Raw genomic sequence first — 21,437 nt, forward strand, 5'->3', positions numbered from 1 at the left:
TACCCTGATTACCCTTCTCTCCCAGATTTTGTGCAGTTTGGCGGTTTAATGAAGTGAACCCAGACCATATCCATGCCGCAAAAAGGCAGATGGAGGTCGGAAACATAAACAATTTCGGCGAGAAAGTTGCTTTTATATTGTCAGTGGCGGATCTCCTTCGGGGTCCTTACCGGCCGAATCAGTTCAAGAACGTAATGCTTCCCATGACCGTTCTCCGGCGGCTTGACTGTGTGCTTGAGCCAACGAAAGATCAAGTTTTAGAAAGGCTCCGTTTAAATTTGATGTTGCCTACAAACGGAGGCTATTGAGGCCTTTTCTTAAGATAACACCTGAGGAGTAGGGAACGTTGTATGATTTAGCAGACAGAGAGCGTAAAGAAGTATCTCCGGACTTGCCAGAGTATATCGAGGAGTACAACATAAAGTTTTTTACGGAAGAAATGGGAGAAGAGGTTCGGGAACGTTTTTCACTTGAGACCCATTTGACAAAAGCCCTGGAAAAGGAAGAATTCAGCCTCTGTTTTCAGCCCATTGTTAATATCCGGGAAAACAGCGTGGAAGCTGTAGAAGCTCTTTTAAGATGGGAAAATGCAATTCTGGGTTTTATACCGCCGGATAAATTTATATGACTATGACTTTTAGTCAGTAACCCATTGACAACCGAACAATCGTTTGGTATAATTTAACTACAAATATTTGTTCGGGAGGTTATTGATTATGGCTAAACAAGAAGCATTAAGCTTCATGGAGTTTAAAAGTAAATTTAATAGTGAGGATGCTTGCCGGGAGCATCTTTTTTAAATGCGTTGGTCTAATGGCTTCAGATGCCCGTGGTAATGAGGCATATTACGTTATTTCAACAAGAAACCTCTATGAGTGTACCGCTTGTCATTATCAAGCATCCGTCACTGTAGGTACCGTTATGGAAAAGACCCACATTAAGCTTGAAAAGTGGTTCTGGGCCATCTACTTTATAGGAAAGGATAAAAGGGGATGTTCAGCTATGATGCTTTCTAAAGAGCTTGAAATATCCTACAAAGCAGCTTGGTTTATGCTTCACAGAATCCGCAAGGCCATGAAGGACCGAGATTCGCAATATCTTCTTGCCGGTGTAGTTGAACTGGATGATGCTTACTTCGGTGCACCGGAAGAAGGCAGTAAGCGAGGAAGAGGAACCAGTAAAGCCACGGTAATGGTAGGCTTGTCGCTCAATGATGCAAAATGGAGGTAGTTAATGATCTAAAAAAAGAGACTATTGCTGAGTTTGTCCATTCAAACATCAAAAGCGGGTCAACCATTTCAAGTGATGCATATCGTTCATACCTAGACCTTCAAAAACAAGGTTATAAGTTGGAAGTAAAAGCATTCAATCCAAAAGAAGATTCAGAACACTTGAAATGGCTACATACCATTGTTTCAAATGCAAAAGCTTTTATAATAGGTACATTCCATGGCCTTGACAAAAAGCATTTGCAACGGTACCTGGATGAATTCTGCTACAGGTTTAACCGTAGGTTTTTTGAGAGTGAGTTATTTAACCGTATAGTTAATAACTGCATCACCTCGCAAAAAATTAAGTTTACTGAGCTAACGAAATAATCATAAAGTATTATATTGCATTTATCCAGGTTCTTACCAAGGATTATGTAATAAGAAAAGATAAGATGTGTTTGACATTACCTGCAAAACAAAAGAGGTGATGGTATGTTTATAAATTTAGACAGGGAAGGTACTGTAAAAAGGTTGCAGTACCTGCTAAAGCAGGCAGATGATGATGAGAATACATCGGGAATTCTCATTCTTGCTTGTGATGCCAACAGTTTTACCCCTGAAATGGTTGATGAGGTTTTAAAACAATGTAAAAAACCATTATTTGGAGGAATTTTTTCTCGGATTTTATTTAACAAAGAAATACTCGAGAAGGGGACCATTGTTGCTGGTATCAGTCAACCTGTAAGTACTGCGGTGATTAGAGGTGTCAGTGACATGTCTACTGATTTAGATGCAATCATAGAACAAACTTTTGAATGGCAATCTCTTGAAGATAAAACGATGTTTGTCTTTGTGGATGGACTTAGCCAACATATCTCTGCTCTAATTGAGAGCATGTTTAATTGTTGGGGGCTTCTCCCGAATTATATTGGTGGTGGTGCCGGTTCACTGACATTTGAAAGGAAGCCCTGTGTTTTTACCGAGGAAGGATTATTAGGAGATGCGGCAGTTTTTGCCTTGGCAGATATAAAAAGTGGGGTAGGGGTTGCTCATGGATGGAAGCCTGTGGCAGGTCCACTGAAAGTAACGGAAGCAGACCGCAATACAATAATTTCACTGAACTGTCGTCCGGCATTTGAAGTATATCGGGAAACGGTAGAAAAAATATCTGGGGAATCTTTTGACAATACTAATTTCTTCCAGCTGGCAAAAGGATTCCCCTTTGGAATTATAAAAATGGCAGAAGAAATGGTGGTTCGAGATCCTATTGCGTTGGATGGTAGCAGATTGATTTGTGTCGGAGAAGTTCCTTTGAATTCTTTTGTCTATATATTAAAAGGAGATAAAGACTCTTTGATTACTGGTGCAGCCAAAGCTCGTCAATTGGCCGAAGCATCTTATTGGAAAACACTCAATGAAAAAAAAGAAAAACCACTAACTACCTTTTTTATGGACTGTGTTTCCAGGGTTCTCTTTCTCCAGTCTGATTTTAATGAAGAACTGGAAGCAGTGTATGCAGGATATCCGCTTCTGGGGGCATTGACTATAGGGGAGATTGCTAATACGGGAAAAGATTATCTTGAATTTTATAATAAGACTTCAGTCATCGGATTGTTGGAGGATTAAAAATGGATTATACAATATGGAATCAAATTCTGCTCGAATTAGCTCTTTCTGTCAGTGGTGAGCAGGAACTCGACAAGTTGGTGAAAAAGGCCGCATCTGCATTTTTGAGAAAACTGAACTGCACTCATGTCAGTGTCTTACAATACAAAAATAATCGTTTGGAAGCTATCTATGTCGTGCCACGGATAATCCTTAAAAATCCTGTTTATCATGAGCTTATTGGAGAATTTAAAAGAAAATTGTTACAAGAAGAGGACAAAAATGTCATAGTAATAAAAAAGGATTTAAATTACTATGGGTTCCCACTGAGAAACTTCGGACTGCTCTTATTAGGGAGGAACGTTCCTATTCAAGAAATGTTTTTAAAAGAGCTTCTACCTATTACCAATATGCTGGCACAAAACTGTTTTGCTAATCTTGATGCGGCTATGAAACGTCAAGCTATAGAGGCCGAATTGAAAAAGGAGCGTCATTTACTGAGAGTAATTATAGATACCATTCCGGATTTGATTTTTTACAAAGACCAAAATGGGGTTTATAAAGCAGCAAATGAAGCCATGGGAAAGTTTCTATCTCTTTTACCAGAAGAAATAAACGGGCATACTGATTGGGATATTCATAATGGAGTGGAAGCAAGTAAATACAAGGAACTTGATCATAAGGTTATGGAATCAGGTAGCGTTCATCGCTATGAAGAGTGGATTAAACGTTATGATGGTAGTCTGGTTCCTTTTGAAACAATTAAGGTTCCTATTTATGATGCGGAGGGCAGATGCACAGGTACAGTTGCTGTTTCAAGAGATATCTCAGAACGCGTGGAAGCCGATAAAAAAATTCAAATTGAAAAGAAATGGCTGGAAGTTTTGTTTAAAAACTCAACAGATGCCATAGTTCGCATTAACCATAATTATTGTATTGAGGAAATCAATTATAGTTTTTATAAGCTGTTTGGGTATAAATTAGAAGAAATAAAAGGAAAAGATCTTGACTACGTCGTTTATATGGGAAAAGAAAACACTGCAAACAGATATTATACAAAAGCTTTATTATCGGGAAAGGAAATTGTAGTAGAAGGCACACACTATACTAAAGAAGGATTACCTGTTGAAGTTATAATAAGAGGTCTCCCCATTATTATTGATGATGAATTACTTGGTGCTTATGTGATTTATAACGATATCACAGAGCGCAAACGTTATGAGGAACAGTTGAAATACTTGAGTTTGCGCGATCAGCTTACCGGCCTTTACAATCGCAGGTTTATGGAAGAAGAAATAAAGAGGCTGGATACGCCGCGTCAACTGCCTATATCCGTAATCATGGGCGACCTCAATGGCCTGAAGTTGGCTAATGACGTATTCGGGCACCAGGAGGGCGACAGGTTGCTGATAAAGGCTGTGGAACTCATCAAAAATTCCTGCCGCCGGGAAGACCTTATTGCCCGGTGGGGCGGGGATGAATTCGTTATCCTTTTGCCTAAGACCGATATAAAAACGGCTGAGGAAATTACCCGGCGGATCAAAGAAAAATGCGATTCACAGAAGGACGGTCCCGTACAGGTGAGCATTGCCCTTGGCTATGCCGCAAAAAGTAGAGCCGAGGAAAATATCTGGCAGGTATTGAAAGAAGCCGAGGACTGGATGTACCGAAATAAGCTTTTGCAGAGCAAAAGCTATAGAAATGCCGTTATATCCTCCTTGAAGGCTACTCTTTTTGAGAAGAGCATGGAAACGGAAGAACACACAGAACGTTTGAAAGAAATGTGCAGAAATATCGGTGAGAGTATGGGCCTAACCCCCCAACAACTGAACGAGCTCGAACTTTTGGTGATACTCCACGACATCGGTAAGGTGGCGATTAAGGAAAGCATATTGATGAAGCTGGGGCCTTTAACCAAGGAAGAATGGGTACAAATAAGAAAACACCCTGAGATAGGGTATAGGATTGCTCAGGCAGCGCCGGAACTGGCCCCTATTGCCGAATACATCCTCTCCCATCATGAGCGATGGGACGGCAAAGGTTATCCCCGGGGGTTGAGGGGGAAAGAAATTCCATTGTTATCACGAATTTTGGCGGTTGCTGATGCCTTTGATGCCATGACAAATGACAGGACATATCGGAAGGCAATGAGTAGGGAGGAAGCAATAGCTGAAATAAAAAGGAATGCGGGGACGCAGTTTGACCCTAAGGTAGTAAGTGCTTTTATTGAAAGCTATTGCTACAGTGATAAAAATTTTCATGAAGGTCAGAATTAGATAAAACCTTAGATTTTTAGATTCGACCGGATCCTGGCCACCAGGTACGGCCAGGCTGCTGTAAGGCTGGCCCTTGCCGGCGAAAGCGGGAAAATGGTGGCCTTCCGAAACGGTGTCATCACATCGGTGGTCTTCGAGGACATACCGCCGGGAGGCAGGAACGTGCCGCCGGATCATCAGTTGATTGAGACGGCAAGGAGCATCAGGATAAGCTTCGGAGATTAACACTCCGGGAATTTCGTTTGCCCCATCTCACCGGGGTTATCCGGGCACCGCATTAAAATTTTCGGTTGCCATGCTCATAAAATAACGATGAAAACTCAAATCCTCCGTCAGTTCAGGGTGGAAGGCGGTGGCCAGGAGATTGCCCTGCCTGGCCGCCACCACCTTTCCGTCGATTTCAAGGAGCACTTTAACTTCAGGGCCCACTTTCTCCACATAGGGGGCCCTTATAAAGACCAGGGGTACGGGATTTTCCGAAACCTCCGGGACCGCCCGATGGGTTATAAAACTGTCCAGCTGGCTGCCGTAGGCGTTTCGCCTTACCCATATGTCCATCAGGTCAAGATGGGTGTTGGCCTGGTTCACGATATGTTTTGCAAGCAGAATCATGCCGGCACAGGTACCCCATACCGGCATGCCTTCTTTCGCCCGGCGGACTATTTCATCCTTCAGGCCGAAATCTGCCATAAGTTTTCCTATGGCGGTGCTCTCACCACCCGGGAGGATGAGGGCGTCCACGCCCTCAAGGTCGGCCCAGCTCTTTACGGCCACCGGCTTATTCCCGACCTTAACAATCATATTCATGTGTTCCCGCACGGCCCCCTGAAGGGCCAGGACTCCTATTTTCATGCTACCACCCGCGCTCAGCGTAGCGCTCTTCCAGTTTGTCTATCTCAAAGCTCTGCATGGCTTCGCCCAGGTCTTCGGAAACTTCCGCCAGGATCTCAGGGTCGTTGTAATAGGTTACAGCCTTTACAATGGCCCGGGCGCGCTTTACAGGGTTTTCCGATTTAAAGATGCCCGAACCCACAAATACCCCGTCGCATCCTAGCTGCATTAACAGCGCCGCGTCGGCGGGTGTAGCCACACCCCCGGCGGCGAAATTCACCACTGGAAGCTTGCCGTTTTCTGCCACATAAAGCACCAGGTTATAGGGAGCCCCCATTTCCTTGGCGGCGGCCATCAACTCTTCTCTCGGCATATTCTGAAGCCGACGGATCTCCGCCATAACGGTGCGGATGTGCCTTACGGCTTCAACCACGTTGCCGGTCCCGGCTTCCCCCTTGGTCCTTATCATGGAAGCACCCTCACCTATGCGCCTCAGGGCCTCGCCTAGGTTCCTGGCACCGCACACGAAGGGTACTTTGAACTTTTTCTTGTCGATGTGGAAGGACTCGTCGGCCGGGGTCAGCACCTCGCTCTCGTCTATGTAATCCACACCCAGTGCCTCAAGTATTTGCGCCTCCACGAAGTGACCGATCCTGCACTTGGCCATGACGGGAATTGAGACAGCCGACTTTATGGCCTTAATTATCTTTGGATCGGACATCCTGGCAACGCCGCCCTGTTTCCTGATGTCCGCCGGGACCCTTTCCAGAGCCATTACAGCTACTGCACCGGCTTCTTCCGCAATTTTGGCCTGTTCGGGGGTGGTGACATCCATGATGACCCCACCCTTTAGCATCTCCGCCAGGTTTTTGTTCAGGCTGTACCGCTCGGGATAAGCGTTGGTGTCATAAAGGTTGTTTTCAGCCATAATGTATTCCTCCTTTGAAATTTTTAGGGCAACAGGGTTATTCCAAAATCATACTTTTATTGAAGCGGAAATTGTGATATAATAATTGTATCATAACAATTTGCCCGTGATGCCCAAATTGTATGTATATATTATGTCATTAACAGCGATTGTTTGTCAATACAATATTGCAAATTGTCCTGGAGGATTTTTTATGGATAAATATGTATCGATACAATTGGACAGAAGCCTGGGTAAGCCCTTATATATCCAGCTGTATGAAGGTATAGTCAGATTAATTGACCAGGGGGAACTGCTGCCCAAAGAAAAATTGCCTCCCATCCGCAGGCTGGCGGCGTTTTTAAAAGTGAATTCCGTAACGGTGGTCAATGCTTACAGGCTCCTTGAAAAAGAGGGCTATGCGGTATCAAAGGTGGGCAGCGGCACTTATGTGAGCCCTGCCATCATCTCCACGGGCGGCCCGGCTCACAAATCGCAGCATCAAGGCCGCGGTGCCGACACTGCTGACATTGACCGGGGTTCAGAGGTAAATCCCAAAAACGCATCTTTTTCCACGGACAGCCCCGAGGGGCCCGACGGTTTTTCCACTAGCGAAAGACGTCACCCCGGTTCGCGGGTGCGGTTCGACTTTGGAGGAGCCGCCATTTCTCCGGAGTTCTTCCCGGTGGAGGATTTCAAAGTGGTCTTAAATGAAGTTCTGGACCGGGACGGCGGCTACGCCTTCGACTACCAGGAGAGCATGGGCTACACTCCTCTCCGGCAATCCATCAGAGACTTCATATTTAAAGAATACGGCATGGAAATGCCCGTCGATGGTATCCAGGTGGTTTCCGGCGCCCAGCAGGGCATTGACATTATCGCCAAAGCCTTTTTAAATTTTCAGGATACGGTTTTCGTGGAAGCCCCCACTTACACAGGGGCCATCGACGCCTTTAAGTCCCGGGGTGCCAGAATAGTTGAAATATCCATGGAGCGAGACGGGATCGACCTGGACGAGTTTGTGTCAAAGCTCAAAAACCGGCCTCCAAAGCTTTTCTATACCATGCCGAATTTCCACAATCCCACCGGCCGGTCCTGTTCCGGGCAAAAAAAGAAAGAGCTTCTCTCCCTCTCAACCGAATACGATTTTTTGATTGTGGAAGACGACCACATAAACGACTTTTACTTTGGGGAAAAGCCCCAACCGCTTAAGGCTCTGGACTGCAGCAGCCGGGTGCTTTATATAAAGAGCTTCTCGAAGCTGTTTATGCCTGGGCTTCGCCTGGCGTTTATAGCATCGCCGGAGGGTCTCGCCGGGAAGATTGCCGACGCCAAATATTCCTCGGACATATCTTCTTCCGGCCTTATGCAGCGGGCGCTGGACCTGTTTTTCCGCAAGTCTCTCTGGACCGGCTACGTAAATCGGATAAGAAAAGTGTTTTATAAAAAATGGCAAATCATGAATCAGGTACTGGAAAATTATATGCCTGACTGTATAGAATACACCGGTCCCGCCGGCGGCCTCTTCTTCTGGCTGAATCTTCCCAGGGGATATTATTCTATGAACCTGTACAGTGAGGCTTTAAGGCGAAGCATTCTCATAATGCCGGGGGATTTATTCTACGCCGACCGGCGCCCCTCGCCGAGTTTCAGGCTTAGCATTGCCGAAATATCAACGGAAGACATCGAAGGCGGAATAAAACTGCTGTCGGAGGTAATCTCAGACTTTTTGAAGGAATACAGCTTAAGCCCCATCCGCGGCACCGGTTACCGTCCGCTGCTATGAGGTTCAAAGTCTGATGCTCAAAAGGACAAAGGCCGTATCGGTTAAAACACTCCCAGGTACTGGTCCAGCTCTCACTGGTGGACCTGTCTCCGGTAAATGTCCCATAGCGTCCTCCAGCTGGTCCACCGTTATGGTGACATTTTTGATTATGCCCAGGATATCGGTGAACTGCAGCCTTATGAACTTCACATCAAGTTCCTAAACCTTTTTTAAAGCATCGCTTTTTGTAAATTTCGGTATTATACCCCTCCCGGATATTTTATATTTTGGGTATAAATATGCGAACCAAAAGGTGTCGGGTTTTTAAAATCCGGCACCTTTTAAAGAAGCTGCTTAAAGAGGGTTTAATTACACAGGAGGAGTTTGCACTTATAGACGCAGAGAACAGGAAACCCTTTAGGAAATGACAAATTTTTCTTGCTATAAGATGGGTTTGGAGTTATCATACATGCCTGATAAAGGAGGGCATGCGTGATGGAGAAAAGAAAACTTAAGGTTTATGAAGCACCGAGCTGCACAACAAGGAATATTCCCTGTATCAGGCTGCAGGGAAGGTGGCTTGGTGAGCTCGGGTTTAAGGAGGGGGTTGAGGTGAGGGAGGTCATATAGTGCAGGTTAAATAAGAAAAATGATGAACTTTGACGATGATTGACACAAACGAAGAATTATGTAAAAATATAAATTTGTAATAATGTAATTAATGTAAGGGAAACCTGTAAGCGCTCTCAGAAGAAAATATTGCTGGCACCCAGGAGCGTCCGTTTTTGTTGAAGAACAGACCGATTCTATTAAAGAAACCGCCGCAAAAGTCTAAAAAAACACACCTTAAAGCAAAATCCCAAAAGCGGAATTTGGTAGAGCGCTTAGAGCACTACCTGGCTGTGGACTGGAGAGGTGAATTTGATGAGAGTTTTGTTTAGAAATATACGAGGTCTTCTGCACAAAGTGGACAAAGTAACACTCATTTTGAGTTTTTATGCATTGACTTTAATCGTATGGGCATATATCTTACCTGCAGTCGCTGCTGCAATACTTGCCCTTTTCTTGGTCGTCGCCTGCGCCATGCGATGGGGATTAATAGGTGGTACAGTGTCGGCCCTTTGGTCTACCGGTGCTATGCTCTTTTCTTTCTACTCTCCTCAGTATTCGACCACTTGGAGTTTAATCCTTGGTTCATTGGCATATTTTATTATAGGTATTGGACTGGGCAAAGCTATTGATATCATTCGAAGCCAGCAATTGCAGCTTCAGGAGAGTGAGAATCGCTATCGCAGTCTGTTTGAGCGGGCCAAAGATGCCATTCTCCTTGTGGACACAGAGGGATGCATTCAGGACTGCAACCCAGCTGCATGTGCGTTGCTGGGATACGACTGTGAGGAGATGCTCACCAAGAATCTTCGAGACCTCATTCCGCCTGAGGACCTGGCTGCCGAGTCGCTAAAGATTAGTCAGGTGCTTGAGGGGAAACCTATCTCTGTTGAGCGGAAACTTCGACGGAAGGATGGCACTGTGGTGATTGTAGAAGCAAGTGTCTCGAAACTGGAAAACAAAATGATTTTGGGTATAGCTCACAACATCACTAAGCGCAAAGAGAACGAGATTCAAATACGGGAACAATTGCAAACCTTGAGCACCCTATATACCGGAGCACGGAGGCTTTCTGAAAGTTTGGATTTAAAGGCGTTAGCTTATGAAATTACTCGCACCTGCGTGGAGGACTTTGGTGCTTCCTTATCCTGGCTGGGTCACGCAGAACCCGATGGTCAGGTGAAAGTTTTATTTCAGTATCCCAAGGAGCACCCTTACCCCCGCGATATTGCCGTGCGCTGGGACGATACCCCACAAGGCCAGGGGCCCACAGGAAGAGCTATCCGCAGTGGTACACCCCAGATTACCGAGGACATTACCACCGACCTCCGCTTTGCGCCTTGGCGTGAGACTGCTTTACTAAAAGCAGGGTTTTGCACTTCTGCTGCTTTACCGTTGGTAAGCCGAGGACACATTTTTGGCGCGATCAGCCTGTACAGTGACCAGCCTGGCTTTTTCAGTCCAAAGCGTCTCGAGATGTTTCAGGCTTTTGCTCACCAAGCTGCGTCGGCTTTAGAGAACGCTCGCCTTTTTGAAGAGACCCAGCGCCGTCTACGGCACATCCAGGCTCTTCGCAGTATTGATATGGCCATCACCGGAAGCTTAGATCCGCTCGTCACCTTCAATGTGGCTTTAGATGAGATTACCCGTCAGTTATGTGTTGATGCTGCCTCTATTCTTTACCTTAATCCCTACACTCAGACTTTAGGATACGCTGCTGGGCGCGGTTTTTGCACCCGTAGCGTCGAGAAAACTTGTCTTCGCTTGGGCGAGGGTCTTGCCGGACGTGCTGCATTAGAGAAACGTACTGTGTACGTACCTAATCTATCCGAAAGTAGCGAGTTCACCCGAACTGGTCTTTTTGCTGTAGAGAACTTTACCGCCTACTATGCGGTGCCCCTCATTGCCAAGAGCCGTGTGCTTGGGGTATTGGAAATCTTCCACCGTTTGCCGCATGAAGGCAACAGTGAATGGCTGGAGTTTCTGGAAACCTTAGCTAGACAGATAGCGATTGCCATTGATAACGCTGAACTTTTCCACAATTTGGAGCGCTCAAAAACTGAAATTACTCAAGCCTACGATGCTACTATCGAAGCGCTTTCCTATGCTCTCGATCTCAAGGACAAAGAGACTGAGGGGCACAGCCGACGTGTGACAGAATTGACACTGCGCATTGCCCGGGAAATGGAGATAAAGGAAGAAGAGCTGGTTCATATTCGGCGCGGGGCACTGCTCCATGATATCGGCAAAATGGGCATCCCCGATGATATCCTCCTTAAGCCCGGAAAGCTTACTGATGAGGAATGGGAGATCATGCGAAAGCACCCAATGCACGCTTACCAGATGCTTTCGCACATTGAGTATCTACGTCCGGCTTTGGATATCCCTTATTGCCATCATGAAAAGTGGGATGGGACAGGTTATCCACGGGGCTTGAAGGGCGAGGAGATTCCTCTGGCTGCCCGGATTTTTGCGGTAGTGGATGTCATTGATGCTTTAACGAATGATCGCCCCTACCGAAAGGCTTGGCCAATGGAAAAAGCGCTTGAATACTTCCGTGAGCAGAGCGGAAAACACTTTGATCCCCGGGTGGTGGAAGTGTTTCTTTCTCTTGCAGAGCGAAATCTTCTTTTTGAGGAAGAGGAAGAGTCTTAATAGTAGAAAACATGGCAAAACTTTTGCAGAGGCTTTCAATAGAAGTAGTAGCCGAATTTGTTGAAAACCGTGAAATAGCTAAAGTATTGAAAAATGCAGACATCTGCTACGGGCAGGGTTACTATTTAGGAAGGCCGTTACGCTGCCCTAGTAGCAAATATTAGCGCAGCACAAGCTATTGTGCTATAATATATAATGAGTTTGGGAGGGATAATTTTGAATGATTGTATTGACAAGAAGATCGAACGTTATGAAGCTTTGCTGCGAGAGATGTGGGCTGTGTCTGAGAAATACCTCGGGATGTTTTCTGTGAAACTTTTGGTGGAAAGGGTTGTGTGGGATCTTTCTACTGAGTATAAGGAAATAGAACTGCTGTACTATGATGAGGGTAGGATATCGTGTGCAGAAATAGCGGCCAGTTTGAAGAAAAACCCTGACTTACCGGTCGATGATATGTTCATGAAGTTTGTTGCAAGATATGTAGAAATTCTAGCAAGGCTCATTGGTCATGAAAAAACGGAAAAAATAACGAAGAAGCTGAACGAAGAATTCGGAAATATTCTAGTTGACACAAAGGAGGAATAAGAGATGGATAAATTAAAAACAGGCATAAAGAATCTCGATGGTATTCTTAATGGCGGCATACCTGTGTATTCGCTTAATATCGTTTCCGGCTCCCCGGGCAGCGGAAAAACGATATTTGTTCAAAACATTATTTTTAATAGCGCAAGGAGTGGCCTTAAAAGTTTATATCTGACCACTATATCTGAATCACAATTCAAGATGGTAAGGCATTTGCAGGAGTTTGAGTTTTTTTCGGACGATTTCCTGGGGGACAAGTTTATTTATGGTGATCTGGGAGATGTCCTGCGCAAACAGGGAACGGACAAGGTTCTGGGATACCTGACCGAAATGATTAAAAGACATCAACCGAATATAGTTGTAATAGACAGTTTTAAGGCCATAAGAGACATCTTTCCGGACGAGAAAACTTTTAAGGCTTTTGTTTTTGATCTGGCTGCTGCTTTATCGATATGGGAGGTTACCGTGTTTCTCATAGGCGAGTATGAAGAAAAAGAACTCACTCTCTTAAGTGAATTTGCCATTGCCGATGGGATTTTTCACCTTTACGGGCAGGAAGAAAAACGGTTTCAAAAAAGGTATTTGCGTATTCTTAAGATGAGGGGAACCAATTTTGAACAGGGAGAGCACTTGTTTCAAATTAGCTCTGCGGGAATAGAAGTGTATCCGAGGATAAAACCGGAAGGTAAAAAACTCCAGTATGAGGTCAGGTCGAGGAGAAAAGGATTCGGAATCACGGGCTTGGACGAAATGCTGAGTGGTGGGATAACAGAAGGAACAATTACTCTTATTTCCGGCGGTACAGGTACGGGCAAAACCGTGTTTGCTCTTAAATTCTTACTGGATGGGGCTGAAAAAGGAGAAAAGGGACTATTCCTTTCTTTTGAAGAGCCTGTTACTCAACTTATAGATAACGCCCGTTGTCTGGGATGGGAGCTGGATAGATATCTGGCAGACGGCCGTCTAAATATCAAATTTATTTCTCCAATAGAGTTGGACGTAGACAAGCACGCTTTTGAAATACTGGACATGGTCAATAAAAATAAGGTGGAGAGGTTTGTTATCGACAGCATATCTTCTTTTGAAAGCAGCGTTTCTGATATACAAAAATATAAAGATTATCTGTGGGCGATAGGACAGCAGCTCAAAAGGAGGCATATTACTACTATATTTACCGTACTAAACGAAGACCTCTTTTCACCGGTAGTAGTAACTAAAGCTCAAATATCCTTAATGACAGATAATATAATCATTCTGCGCTACGTGGAAGATAATTCAAGCGTTAAAAAAGTTCTTGGAATCCTTAAAACCCGTGGAATCAACCACGACAGAGACATTAGAGAATATGAGATTACCCCGAACGGAATAAATGTTCTCGGAAAGTTAGACAAAGCAAATATGTTGAGATGAGGTGCAACTAAATGCCAGCAAACCTTTTACTCAGTGTTTCGTTAAAATACTGGCAGGATTTTCAGGATACTCTTGCCAGGGTGATGGATGCAAACATTTACATCTTTGATATAAATGGCGGCTCTTTTTCCCAATTCAGTCGAGAAGTCGAACTATGCAAGAAGGTAAATAAAGGAGGGAAGATCTGCAACGAAAAGTGCATCCGTTTTTATAAAGACATCCTGGGCTCGTTAGAAGATAAAGGCACATTTACCTGTCCTTACGGGATTAGACTTTATGCCTACCGCCTGGGCACCTATACACAAAAGATAGGTTTCCTTATCATTACTCCTACCAGGATAAGAACCCAGGTGGGCAGCGAGGAAGAAAATACTTTTATCACCAAAGTATACAGCATTTATCAGACTATCAATGAGGTTCTTAAGGCCATCCTTGAAAAAAACCTTTTAGGACTACGAAGTCTTGAACTGAACAGCATTTATGAAATTAGCCGCCTGTTGACCTCAACCATTGAACTGGAAAAGGTTATGGACCTCATAACGAATTCCCTGATCATAATATACAAGGCCGAACTGGGTTTTGTTGGCCTTCGAGAGGGTGATAAAATCAGGGTGGCGCAGGCTAAAGGTGATCACGACCACCTTTTGATAGGGAAGGAATGGCCTATGGTTCAGCCGTTGATGGAGAAGTTTTTTTCAAAAGTTGAGCCATCATTTCTGAATATTGATGAATTAATGACTTTACCGGGTCTTGCTGATTTGAAGGTTGATTCCGTGAATAAAATCATGTTTTATCCCCTATGGTCTTCTTTGGGTGCTGTTGGCCTGTTAGGTATAGTGTTTTCTCCTGAGTCGATAGATGACAGCTCCACCAGAAACCTGCAGATATATGCGAACTTTGCTGCGATAGCTTTGACTAACGCAAAACTTATAAGCCGACTGGAAAGAGAAGCCGAAACCGACTTTTTGACCGGCTTCTTTAATAAGCGTGCTCTGCGCAACATACTGGTTAATGAACTTGAGAGGAAAATCAGGTATGGTATCCCTTTGGCAGTTATTTTCCTGGATATCGATAACTTTAAGTGTTACAATGATACCTTTGGTCATGTAGCTGGCGATGTGGTGCTGCAGAAGACGGCAGAGATAATAAAAAACTCCATCAGGACTGTGGATATTGCGGGCCGTTACGGAGGCGAGGAGTTTGTAATTATTCTTCCTGGGACAAAAGAAGAAGGTGCTGTTGCAGTCGCAGAAAGAATACGAAAAACCATAGAGATTTATCCATTTCAACATCATAAAGTTACTGCAAGTTTGGGCATAGCTTTAGCAAAAAACAGTGATTCTGTTGATACCTTGCTCAAAAGGGCAGATCAGTCCTTATATCAAGCGAAAAGACAAGGAAAAAACTGCTTTTGCTTGGATCCATCATAAAAATATTAACTTAAATTGTCTTAAAACGGCCCCGGGTCAAGTGTTTTTAAGACTTCCCGGATTGAAGCGGCGTAATTGAGGAGATTGCGAATATTATGAGAGAGAAGTTGGCATTGGACGACAAAACTAAAGGCGCAGAGTTCAGCGAAGATGAAGCTCGCTTCTTAAGCGTCCTTCGTGCAAGCCTTGACCTTGCTATTGACCGAGGTCAAGAGGAAAATGCGGCAATGCTCAGGAAACTTAAGCGGGACATACGACGAGCGCAGGTGTATTACAAATGAGGAACGGCCGGGCGAGTTTAAAAAGCACGATTATGTAACCGGCGTCCATGAGGTCGGCTCCGCTGCGGAAAATGTGGAAAACGACCTGAGGGAACTGATTGCCGAAGTAAATGCGTATGAGGGCAAAGATGTTTTGAAAGCCGCCACCTACCTTCACGCGAGGTTTGAGTTTATCCATCCCTTCGCAGACGGTAACGGACGTGTCGGCAGGACGCTCATGAATTACTATCTCATGATACATAACCATCCACCCCTCATCGTCTATTATGAGGATAAGCGGATGTATTACGACTGCCTGCAAAAGTATGACGAAGCCGGGGAATTAAATCCCCTGTATGAGTTTTTCAAATATGAAACGGAAAAAACATGGGAAAAGGCGCTGGCTCTTGCAGACGGCATGAAATTGGAACGCAAAGGCTTGCCGGATTTTATCCGGAATATGTAACCAATAGAACAATATGGGAGTAAAAGTCATTTCGAAATGATGGCTTTTTTAAAGTATAAAAAACAGGTGTATTATTATGTTTATAGCTGATTTTCATATACATTCAAAATACTCAAGAGCTACAAGCAGGGATTGTGTACCTGAAGTGCTTGAATTTTGGGCACGGCGTAAAGGGATTGGCGTTATTGGTACGGGTGATTTCACCCATCCTGCCTGGCGTGAGGAATTAAAGGAGAAGCTTGTTCCCTCAGGAGAAGGACTTTATGTTCTTAAGAATGATTTCCGCAAAGAGGATAAAGTTGCAGGAGCAGATTTCAAGCCTCGATTTGTTGTTTCTGGTGAAATCAGCTCAATATACAAAAAGAACGGAAGGATAAGAAAGGTTCACAACCTGATACTTCTACCCAGCCTGGAACATGCTGAATTAATATCACGCAGGCTTGAGGCCATAGGCAATTTGCGGTCTGACGGCAGGCCGATATTGGGCCTTGACAGCAGGGATTTGCTTGAGATAGTACTTGATATGTGCTCGGAGGCTATATTTATACCTGCTCACATATGGACGCCGCATTTCTCCCTGTACGGTGCATATTCCGGTTTTGACGACATCATGGAGTGCTTCGAGGACCTCACAGGCTATGTATATGCACTCGAAACAGGCCTTTCCTCAGACCCTCCAATGAATTGGCGCCTTTCTGCACTGGATGACTTTACGCTGGTTTCCAACTCGGATGCACATTCCCCGGCAAACCTGGGAAGAGAGGCAAACATTTTCGATACAGGACTTTCTTATCAGTGCATGTTGAAGGCGTTAAAAAACCGCAGTACAAAGGAGTTCCATGGTACAATAGAGTTTTTTCCGGAGGAAGGCAAATACCACTATGACGGGCACAGGGCATGCAAGGTGTGCTGGAAGCCTTCGGATACAAAAGCTGCGGGAGGCATATGCCCTGTATGCGGCGGCAGGATTACAGTCGGAGTGCTTCACCGGGTTGAAGTCCTTGCAGACAGGGAAGAGGGGTTCGTGCCACCGGTGGCAAAGCATTTTGAAAGCCTTGTTCCTCTTTATGAGGTAATAGCTTCCTCGATAGGTTCTGCTGTTACCGGTACGAAGGTGAAGGAAAAGTACGATGACCTGATACGGAGCCTCGGACCGGAGTTATTTATACTCCGTGAGGCACCGCTGAAAGATATTGAATTGGTGGCAGGCCCATGTATAGCTGAAGGCATCCGCAGGCTGAGATGCGGCAAGGTCGAAATACAACCTGGGTTTGATGGAGAATACGGTAGAATTAAAATAATAGACAAAAGTGAAATAGACATGCTTTCAGGCCAGCTATGCTTTATTGATGATAAAAGTACTTGTATTAAAAAACCATCGATACCTAAAACTATTCAGGACATAAAGGTTTCGGCTAATGAAGCGGAATCGGCGCCGGTTTTAGTTGATGCCTGTCCGTCAAACGATAGTGAGTACCCTATGAAAGCTGTTTCCTCAAACATTCTCTATGGATTGAACGAAGAGCAGTGGGAAGCTGTTTCGTCCCCCAGCCCGGCAATTGCGGTAATTGCAGGTCCTGGAACCGGAAAAACAAAAACACTGGTATGCCGTATTGCTTACCTTGTTGAAAAATGCGGTATACATCCCTCGCAGATAACTGCCGTTACTTTTACAAATAAGGCTGCAAATGAGATGCGCATCCGTCTGGAGAAGCATTTCGGGGACAAGCGGACAGCAGGTGCAATGACAATAGGGACATTCCACTCTATATGCCTTCAGATTTTGTCCAAATGGAGGGGCAAGAATAACATAACTATTATTGATGAATATAATGCCGTTTCAATAATCGAGGAAATATTAAAGGATATGAAATTGGAGATTTCTCCTCGAGATGTCATGAGAGGGATATCGCTGATTAAAAACGGTGCATCCCCGGTGGGAGATAAGAAAAAATCCGATATCCCAGCCATTGTATACGATTTATACTGCTCGCAGCTTAAGCGTTACGGTGTAATGGACTATGACGATATCCTCCTCGAAGTACTTCACCAGTTTGAGTGTAGAAACATAGGGGATATATCAGACAGAAGCCTGGAAAACTCTTTCTCGTACCTGCTGGTGGATGAGTTCCAGGATATAAACGAGATTCAATACCGCTTGATAAAAGAATGGGGCAGGAAAAGCGAGAGCATTTTTATTATAGGTGACCCTGACCAGTCGATTTATGGTTTCAGGGGTTCGGATTTCCGCTATTTTGAAAGGTTTATAGAGGATTTCCCCGGTATCCACCACGTCCGGTTGACTCAGAATTACCGTTCAACACCCGAGATAATCGCTTCCGCCAAATCGGTAATCTCAAAGAAATCTGCAGGGGGGCGTACATGTTCCCTCGACGCAAAAAGAGAAAGCGGCACCAAAGTACGTTTTATAAAAACCAACGATGAATTTTCGGAGGCGCTGTTTGTTGCAAAGGAAATAAACCGTATGGTTGGCGGTATCGATATGCTTGATACACAGATACTGTCAGCACCCAACAGAAAAAGGCCTGCGGCAAAACACCCAAGAGGCTTTTCTGATATTGCCATATTATACCGCACCAATCGTCAGGCGGAAATTCTGGAGCAGTGCTTTTTAAAAGAAGGTATCCAGTATGTAGTCGTCGGGCGGGACGAGTTCCTTTCAGATAAGTTGGTCCGTGAGGCGATTGCGTTTTTCAGGTTTTTGCTCAACCCCGGGGATATCGCTTCACTATTGGTATGTCTTAAAGCAGAAAGCATATATTCGGCAGACCTGAACCAAAAAGTCCTAGAAAGTTACGTTGCAGGTGAGAAAAGCGTATCATCCCTCGCAAGGATCATGGAAGGGATTCAGCTGCCGCTGCAAAAATTAGGCAAATCCCGGAATTTCATAGAAATGTTGAGGAAATATCAACCTATCATTAATAAAGAAAAGCCGTGGAAGATTATAGATTCCTGGATTAACGACAACAGTCTGTCAGGTATAAGGTGCATGGAACTGCTTTTAAATACGTCTGTTATGTATAACAAAATGTCTTCCTTTATTCAAAACCTTGTGTTGGGTCGCGAAAGTGATGTTGTACGCAGCGGTAGCAAGGTTTATTCTCCGGATGCGGTTCAGTTAATGACCATGCATGCGGCAAAAGGCCTTGAATTTCCCATAGTGTTTATTTGCGGCGTAAACGATGGCATAATTCCTTTAAAGAACAGCAACCCAGGCTTTGATATTGACGAGGAGAGACGGCTTTTCTATGTCGGGATGACAAGGGCACGGGATGAGCTTATACTTCTGACATCCCGTACCCCATCTCCTTTTATTGCAGACATATCTGAAGAGCAACTTATAAGAGAGAATGCTTTTACGCAAAAGCAAGTGCCTCAATACAAGCAAGCAAGCCTTTTTGACTAATTGACAGATTGGGATAATGTGCTTCGGCAGTGACTTCACATAATCCTTATCCTGTATTTCCTCAACCATACATCAACCTGTATCAGGTAAGCGAACATCTGTGGTGTTGCCATAAGCTGACCAAACCACGGTTTGCCGTAATCTGACTCGCTTTCAGCAAGTGAGCGAACTGCTTTTACATCTATCAACGGCTTAATTGGTGAATTGCTGTCGTATAAAATTTCCAGCATCCATTTCTTTACTTCAGCCTCATATGATGGGTTATGGGTTTTTGGATAAGGGCTCTTTTTGCGGTACAACACATCATCCGGCAGGACGCCTTTCAGTGCCTGACGCAACAGTCCTTTTTCTCTTCCTTCAAGCATTTTCATTTCCCATGGAATGTTCCAAACATACTGTACCAGGCGGTGGTCACAGTATGGAACTCTCACTTCAAGCCCTGAAGCCATACTCATGCGATCCTTACGCTCAAGAAGCGTGCTCATGAACCAGGTTATATTAAGGTAGAACAATTCGCGCCTGCGGGCTTCCAGCGCATTTTCACCAGGAAGACGCGGAACTTCTTCAAGGGTTTCAAGATACCTTCTGTTAATATACTCTTCAGGTTTAATTCGCTCAATTAATTCCCGCGATAGCACTCTTGTACGCTCCTGAATGGAACGGGCCCAGGGAAATGTATGAGCGTTGAGCAGTTCTTCATGGTGGAACCATGGATATCCTCCGAATATCTCATCAGCACATTCACCTGAAAGTGCGACGGTTACGTCTTTCTTTATTTCACGGCAGAACAACCATAATGAGGAATCTACATCGGCCATGCCGGGCAAATCGCGAGCGTTAACTGCGGAAATGAGGGATTCCACCAGCTGGGGAGTATCGAATCTTATATAATGATGGCATGTATTGAATTCCTCAGACATGCGTTTAACCCATGGTCCATCCGAATTTGGCTGGAATGAGCTGGGCTTGAAATACAACTCATTATCTACATAGTCTATAGAGTAAGTGTGAAGCTGTCCCTGGCCTGTCATCCTAAAGTGGTTTGCTGCAATTGCAGTAATGGCGCTTGAATCAAGACCACCGGACAAAAATGTGCATACAGGCACATCTGCAACAAGCTGTCTTACAACGGCATCCTTGACAAGTACGCTCAACTTCTCGATAGTATCTTCCAAACTGTCTTCATGAGGGTAGCTTTCGAGAGACCAGTATTTGCGCATATGTACTCCATTTGAATCGTACAGAATGTAGCAGGCAGGCTTAACTTCCGAAATACCTTTAAATACTCCATGCCCTGGTGTGCGTGCAGGACCCAGCGAAAAAACCTCTGCCAGTCCTTCGGTATCAACCTCGGGCTTAATTAAGGGGTGTGCAAGTATGGCCTTTAACTCAGAACCAAATATTAATGAACTTCCATGCTCTGCATAGAATAAAGGCTTAACTCCAAACCTGTCGCGTGCTAGAAAAAGGCTTTGGTCTTTTTCACTCCATACTCCAAAAGCGTAAATTCCATTTAAGTATTGAACACATTCAGGTCCCCATTCAATATATGACATAAGCAATACTTCTGTGTCCGAATTGCTGAAGAACACATGTCCCCTGGACTCGAGTACATTGCGCAAATCCGCCGTGTTATAAAGCTCTCCGTTGTAAGTTATAACGTAATTATAGCCACCCTTCTGACGTATCATAGGTTGAGATCCACCGGAAGGGTCGATAACTATGAGGCGCCTGTGGGCTATGAGGGCATGAGGCGATATCCATAGCCCGGAAGCGTCAGGCCCGCGATAATTTAGCGTATCAGCCATCTCTTCAATTATTTTCTGCTGAGTACTCAAATCTTTTTTCAGGTCTATCCAACCTGCTATCCCACACATATGCCTCAACTCCCTTAAATAAATTCTTATACTATCAAAAAGTACTATCAAAAAGGCACCATACTCACATGTATGGCGCCTTTGCCTAATTGATAATCAATATCATTAACGTTACATTACTAATAT

15 protein-coding genes and 2 pseudogenes are annotated in these 21,437 nt (G+C 44.6%); 14 read left to right on the top strand and 3 right to left on the bottom strand.

The window, feature by feature from the left end:
* Positions 1-104: 104 nt before the first annotated feature.
* From HPY74_08005 to HPY74_08025, 5 genes and pseudogenes are all read left to right on the top strand, one after another.
* Positions 105-308, top strand: coding sequence for a type I restriction-modification system subunit M N-terminal domain-containing protein (locus HPY74_08005; GenBank protein ID NSW90605.1), 204 nt, complete (start codon positions 105-107; stop codon positions 306-308).
* Between the two features lie 38 nt (positions 309-346).
* Positions 347-628: an EAL domain-containing protein gene (locus HPY74_08010; GenBank protein ID NSW90606.1), complete on the top strand. Its 282-nt coding sequence runs from the start codon at positions 347-349 to the stop codon at positions 626-628.
* An 88-nt stretch (positions 629-716) separates the two neighbouring features.
* Positions 717-1,598: pseudogene (locus HPY74_08015) on the top strand (IS1595 family transposase).
* 105 nt (positions 1,599-1,703) lie between these two features.
* Positions 1,704-2,837 (top strand): FIST C-terminal domain-containing protein, encoded by a 1,134-nt coding sequence (locus HPY74_08020; GenBank protein ID NSW90607.1) that lies wholly within the window; start codon positions 1,704-1,706, stop codon positions 2,835-2,837.
* Positions 2,838-2,839: 2 nt separating this feature from the next.
* Positions 2,840-5,092 (top strand): diguanylate cyclase, encoded by a 2,253-nt coding sequence (locus tag HPY74_08025; GenBank protein NSW90608.1) that lies wholly within the window; start codon positions 2,840-2,842, stop codon positions 5,090-5,092.
* Between the two features lie 261 nt (positions 5,093-5,353).
* Here the strand turns inward: HPY74_08025 and pdxT are convergent, their stop codons facing one another.
* Both pdxT and pdxS read right to left on the bottom strand, forming a co-directional pair.
* Complete coding sequence (pdxT, locus tag HPY74_08030; protein ID NSW90609.1) at positions 5,354-5,944, bottom strand: pyridoxal 5'-phosphate synthase glutaminase subunit PdxT; 591 nt, start codon at positions 5,942-5,944, stop codon at positions 5,354-5,356.
* A gap of 1 nt (position 5,945) precedes the next feature.
* Entirely contained in the window at positions 5,946-6,851 is a 906-nt protein-coding gene (pdxS, locus tag HPY74_08035) for a pyridoxal 5'-phosphate synthase lyase subunit PdxS (protein ID NSW90610.1), read from the bottom strand.
* A gap of 193 nt (positions 6,852-7,044) precedes the next feature.
* On the opposite strand from pdxS, the gene HPY74_08040 reads away from it, so the two are divergent.
* From HPY74_08040 to HPY74_08080, 9 genes and pseudogenes are all read left to right on the top strand, one after another.
* The gene (locus tag HPY74_08040; protein ID NSW90611.1) at positions 7,045-8,616 is read left to right on the top strand and encodes a PLP-dependent aminotransferase family protein; all 1,572 of its coding nucleotides are present in this window, start codon (positions 7,045-7,047) and stop codon (positions 8,614-8,616) included.
* Positions 8,617-9,380: 764 nt separating this feature from the next.
* The gene (locus HPY74_08045; GenBank protein ID NSW90612.1) at positions 9,381-9,536 is read left to right on the top strand and encodes a hypothetical protein; all 156 of its coding nucleotides are present in this window, start codon (positions 9,381-9,383) and stop codon (positions 9,534-9,536) included.
* Between the two features lie 25 nt (positions 9,537-9,561).
* The gene (locus HPY74_08050) at positions 9,562-11,859 is read left to right on the top strand and encodes a GAF domain-containing protein (protein NSW90613.1); all 2,298 of its coding nucleotides are present in this window, start codon (positions 9,562-9,564) and stop codon (positions 11,857-11,859) included.
* An 11-nt stretch (positions 11,860-11,870) separates the two neighbouring features.
* The gene (locus HPY74_08055; GenBank protein NSW90614.1) at positions 11,871-12,023 is read left to right on the top strand and encodes an EAL domain-containing protein; all 153 of its coding nucleotides are present in this window, start codon (positions 11,871-11,873) and stop codon (positions 12,021-12,023) included.
* 52 nt (positions 12,024-12,075) lie between these two features.
* Positions 12,076-12,444, top strand: coding sequence for a hypothetical protein (locus HPY74_08060; GenBank protein ID NSW90615.1), 369 nt, complete (start codon positions 12,076-12,078; stop codon positions 12,442-12,444).
* A gap of 3 nt (positions 12,445-12,447) precedes the next feature.
* Complete coding sequence (locus tag HPY74_08065; GenBank protein NSW90616.1) at positions 12,448-13,851, top strand: circadian clock protein KaiC; 1,404 nt, start codon at positions 12,448-12,450, stop codon at positions 13,849-13,851.
* A gap of 11 nt (positions 13,852-13,862) precedes the next feature.
* Positions 13,863-15,281: a diguanylate cyclase gene (locus HPY74_08070; protein ID NSW90617.1), complete on the top strand. Its 1,419-nt coding sequence runs from the start codon at positions 13,863-13,865 to the stop codon at positions 15,279-15,281.
* A 246-nt stretch (positions 15,282-15,527) separates the two neighbouring features.
* Positions 15,528-16,007, top strand: a pseudogene (locus HPY74_08075) (Fic family protein).
* A gap of 76 nt (positions 16,008-16,083) precedes the next feature.
* The gene (locus HPY74_08080; protein ID NSW90618.1) at positions 16,084-19,434 is read left to right on the top strand and encodes a UvrD-helicase domain-containing protein; all 3,351 of its coding nucleotides are present in this window, start codon (positions 16,084-16,086) and stop codon (positions 19,432-19,434) included.
* Positions 19,435-19,469: 35 nt separating this feature from the next.
* Here HPY74_08080 and asnB read toward each other — a convergent pair whose 3' ends face one another.
* Positions 19,470-21,311, bottom strand: coding sequence for an asparagine synthase (glutamine-hydrolyzing) (gene asnB / locus HPY74_08085; GenBank protein ID NSW90619.1), 1,842 nt, complete (start codon positions 21,309-21,311; stop codon positions 19,470-19,472).
* Between the last annotated feature and the right edge of the window lie 126 nt (positions 21,312-21,437).

The organism is Bacillota bacterium, from assembly GCA_013314855.1.
Lineage (GTDB): Bacteria > Bacillota > Clostridia > Acetivibrionales > DUMC01 > Ch48.

Bases quoted from the DNA above. Each gene is read 5' to 3' on its own strand.
- HPY74_08020 (NSW90607.1), top strand. From the start codon at position 1,704: ATGTTTATAAATTTAGACAGGGAAGGTACTGTAAAAAGGTTGCAGTAC.
- HPY74_08025 (NSW90608.1), top strand. From the start codon at position 2,840: ATGGATTATACAATATGGAATCAAATTCTGCTCGAATTAGCTCTTTCT.
- pdxT (NSW90609.1), bottom strand. From the start codon at position 5,944: ATGAAAATAGGAGTCCTGGCCCTTCAGGGGGCCGTGCGGGAACACATG.
- pdxS (NSW90610.1), bottom strand. From the start codon at position 6,851: ATGGCTGAAAACAACCTTTATGACACCAACGCTTATCCCGAGCGGTAC.
- HPY74_08040 (NSW90611.1), top strand. From the start codon at position 7,045: ATGGATAAATATGTATCGATACAATTGGACAGAAGCCTGGGTAAGCCC.
- HPY74_08055 (NSW90614.1), top strand. From the start codon at position 11,871: ATGGCAAAACTTTTGCAGAGGCTTTCAATAGAAGTAGTAGCCGAATTT.
- HPY74_08065 (NSW90616.1), top strand. From the start codon at position 12,448: ATGGATAAATTAAAAACAGGCATAAAGAATCTCGATGGTATTCTTAAT.
- HPY74_08070 (NSW90617.1), top strand. From the start codon at position 13,863: ATGCCAGCAAACCTTTTACTCAGTGTTTCGTTAAAATACTGGCAGGAT.
- HPY74_08080 (NSW90618.1), top strand. From the start codon at position 16,084: ATGTTTATAGCTGATTTTCATATACATTCAAAATACTCAAGAGCTACA.
- asnB (NSW90619.1), bottom strand. From the start codon at position 21,311: ATGTGTGGGATAGCAGGTTGGATAGACCTGAAAAAAGATTTGAGTACT.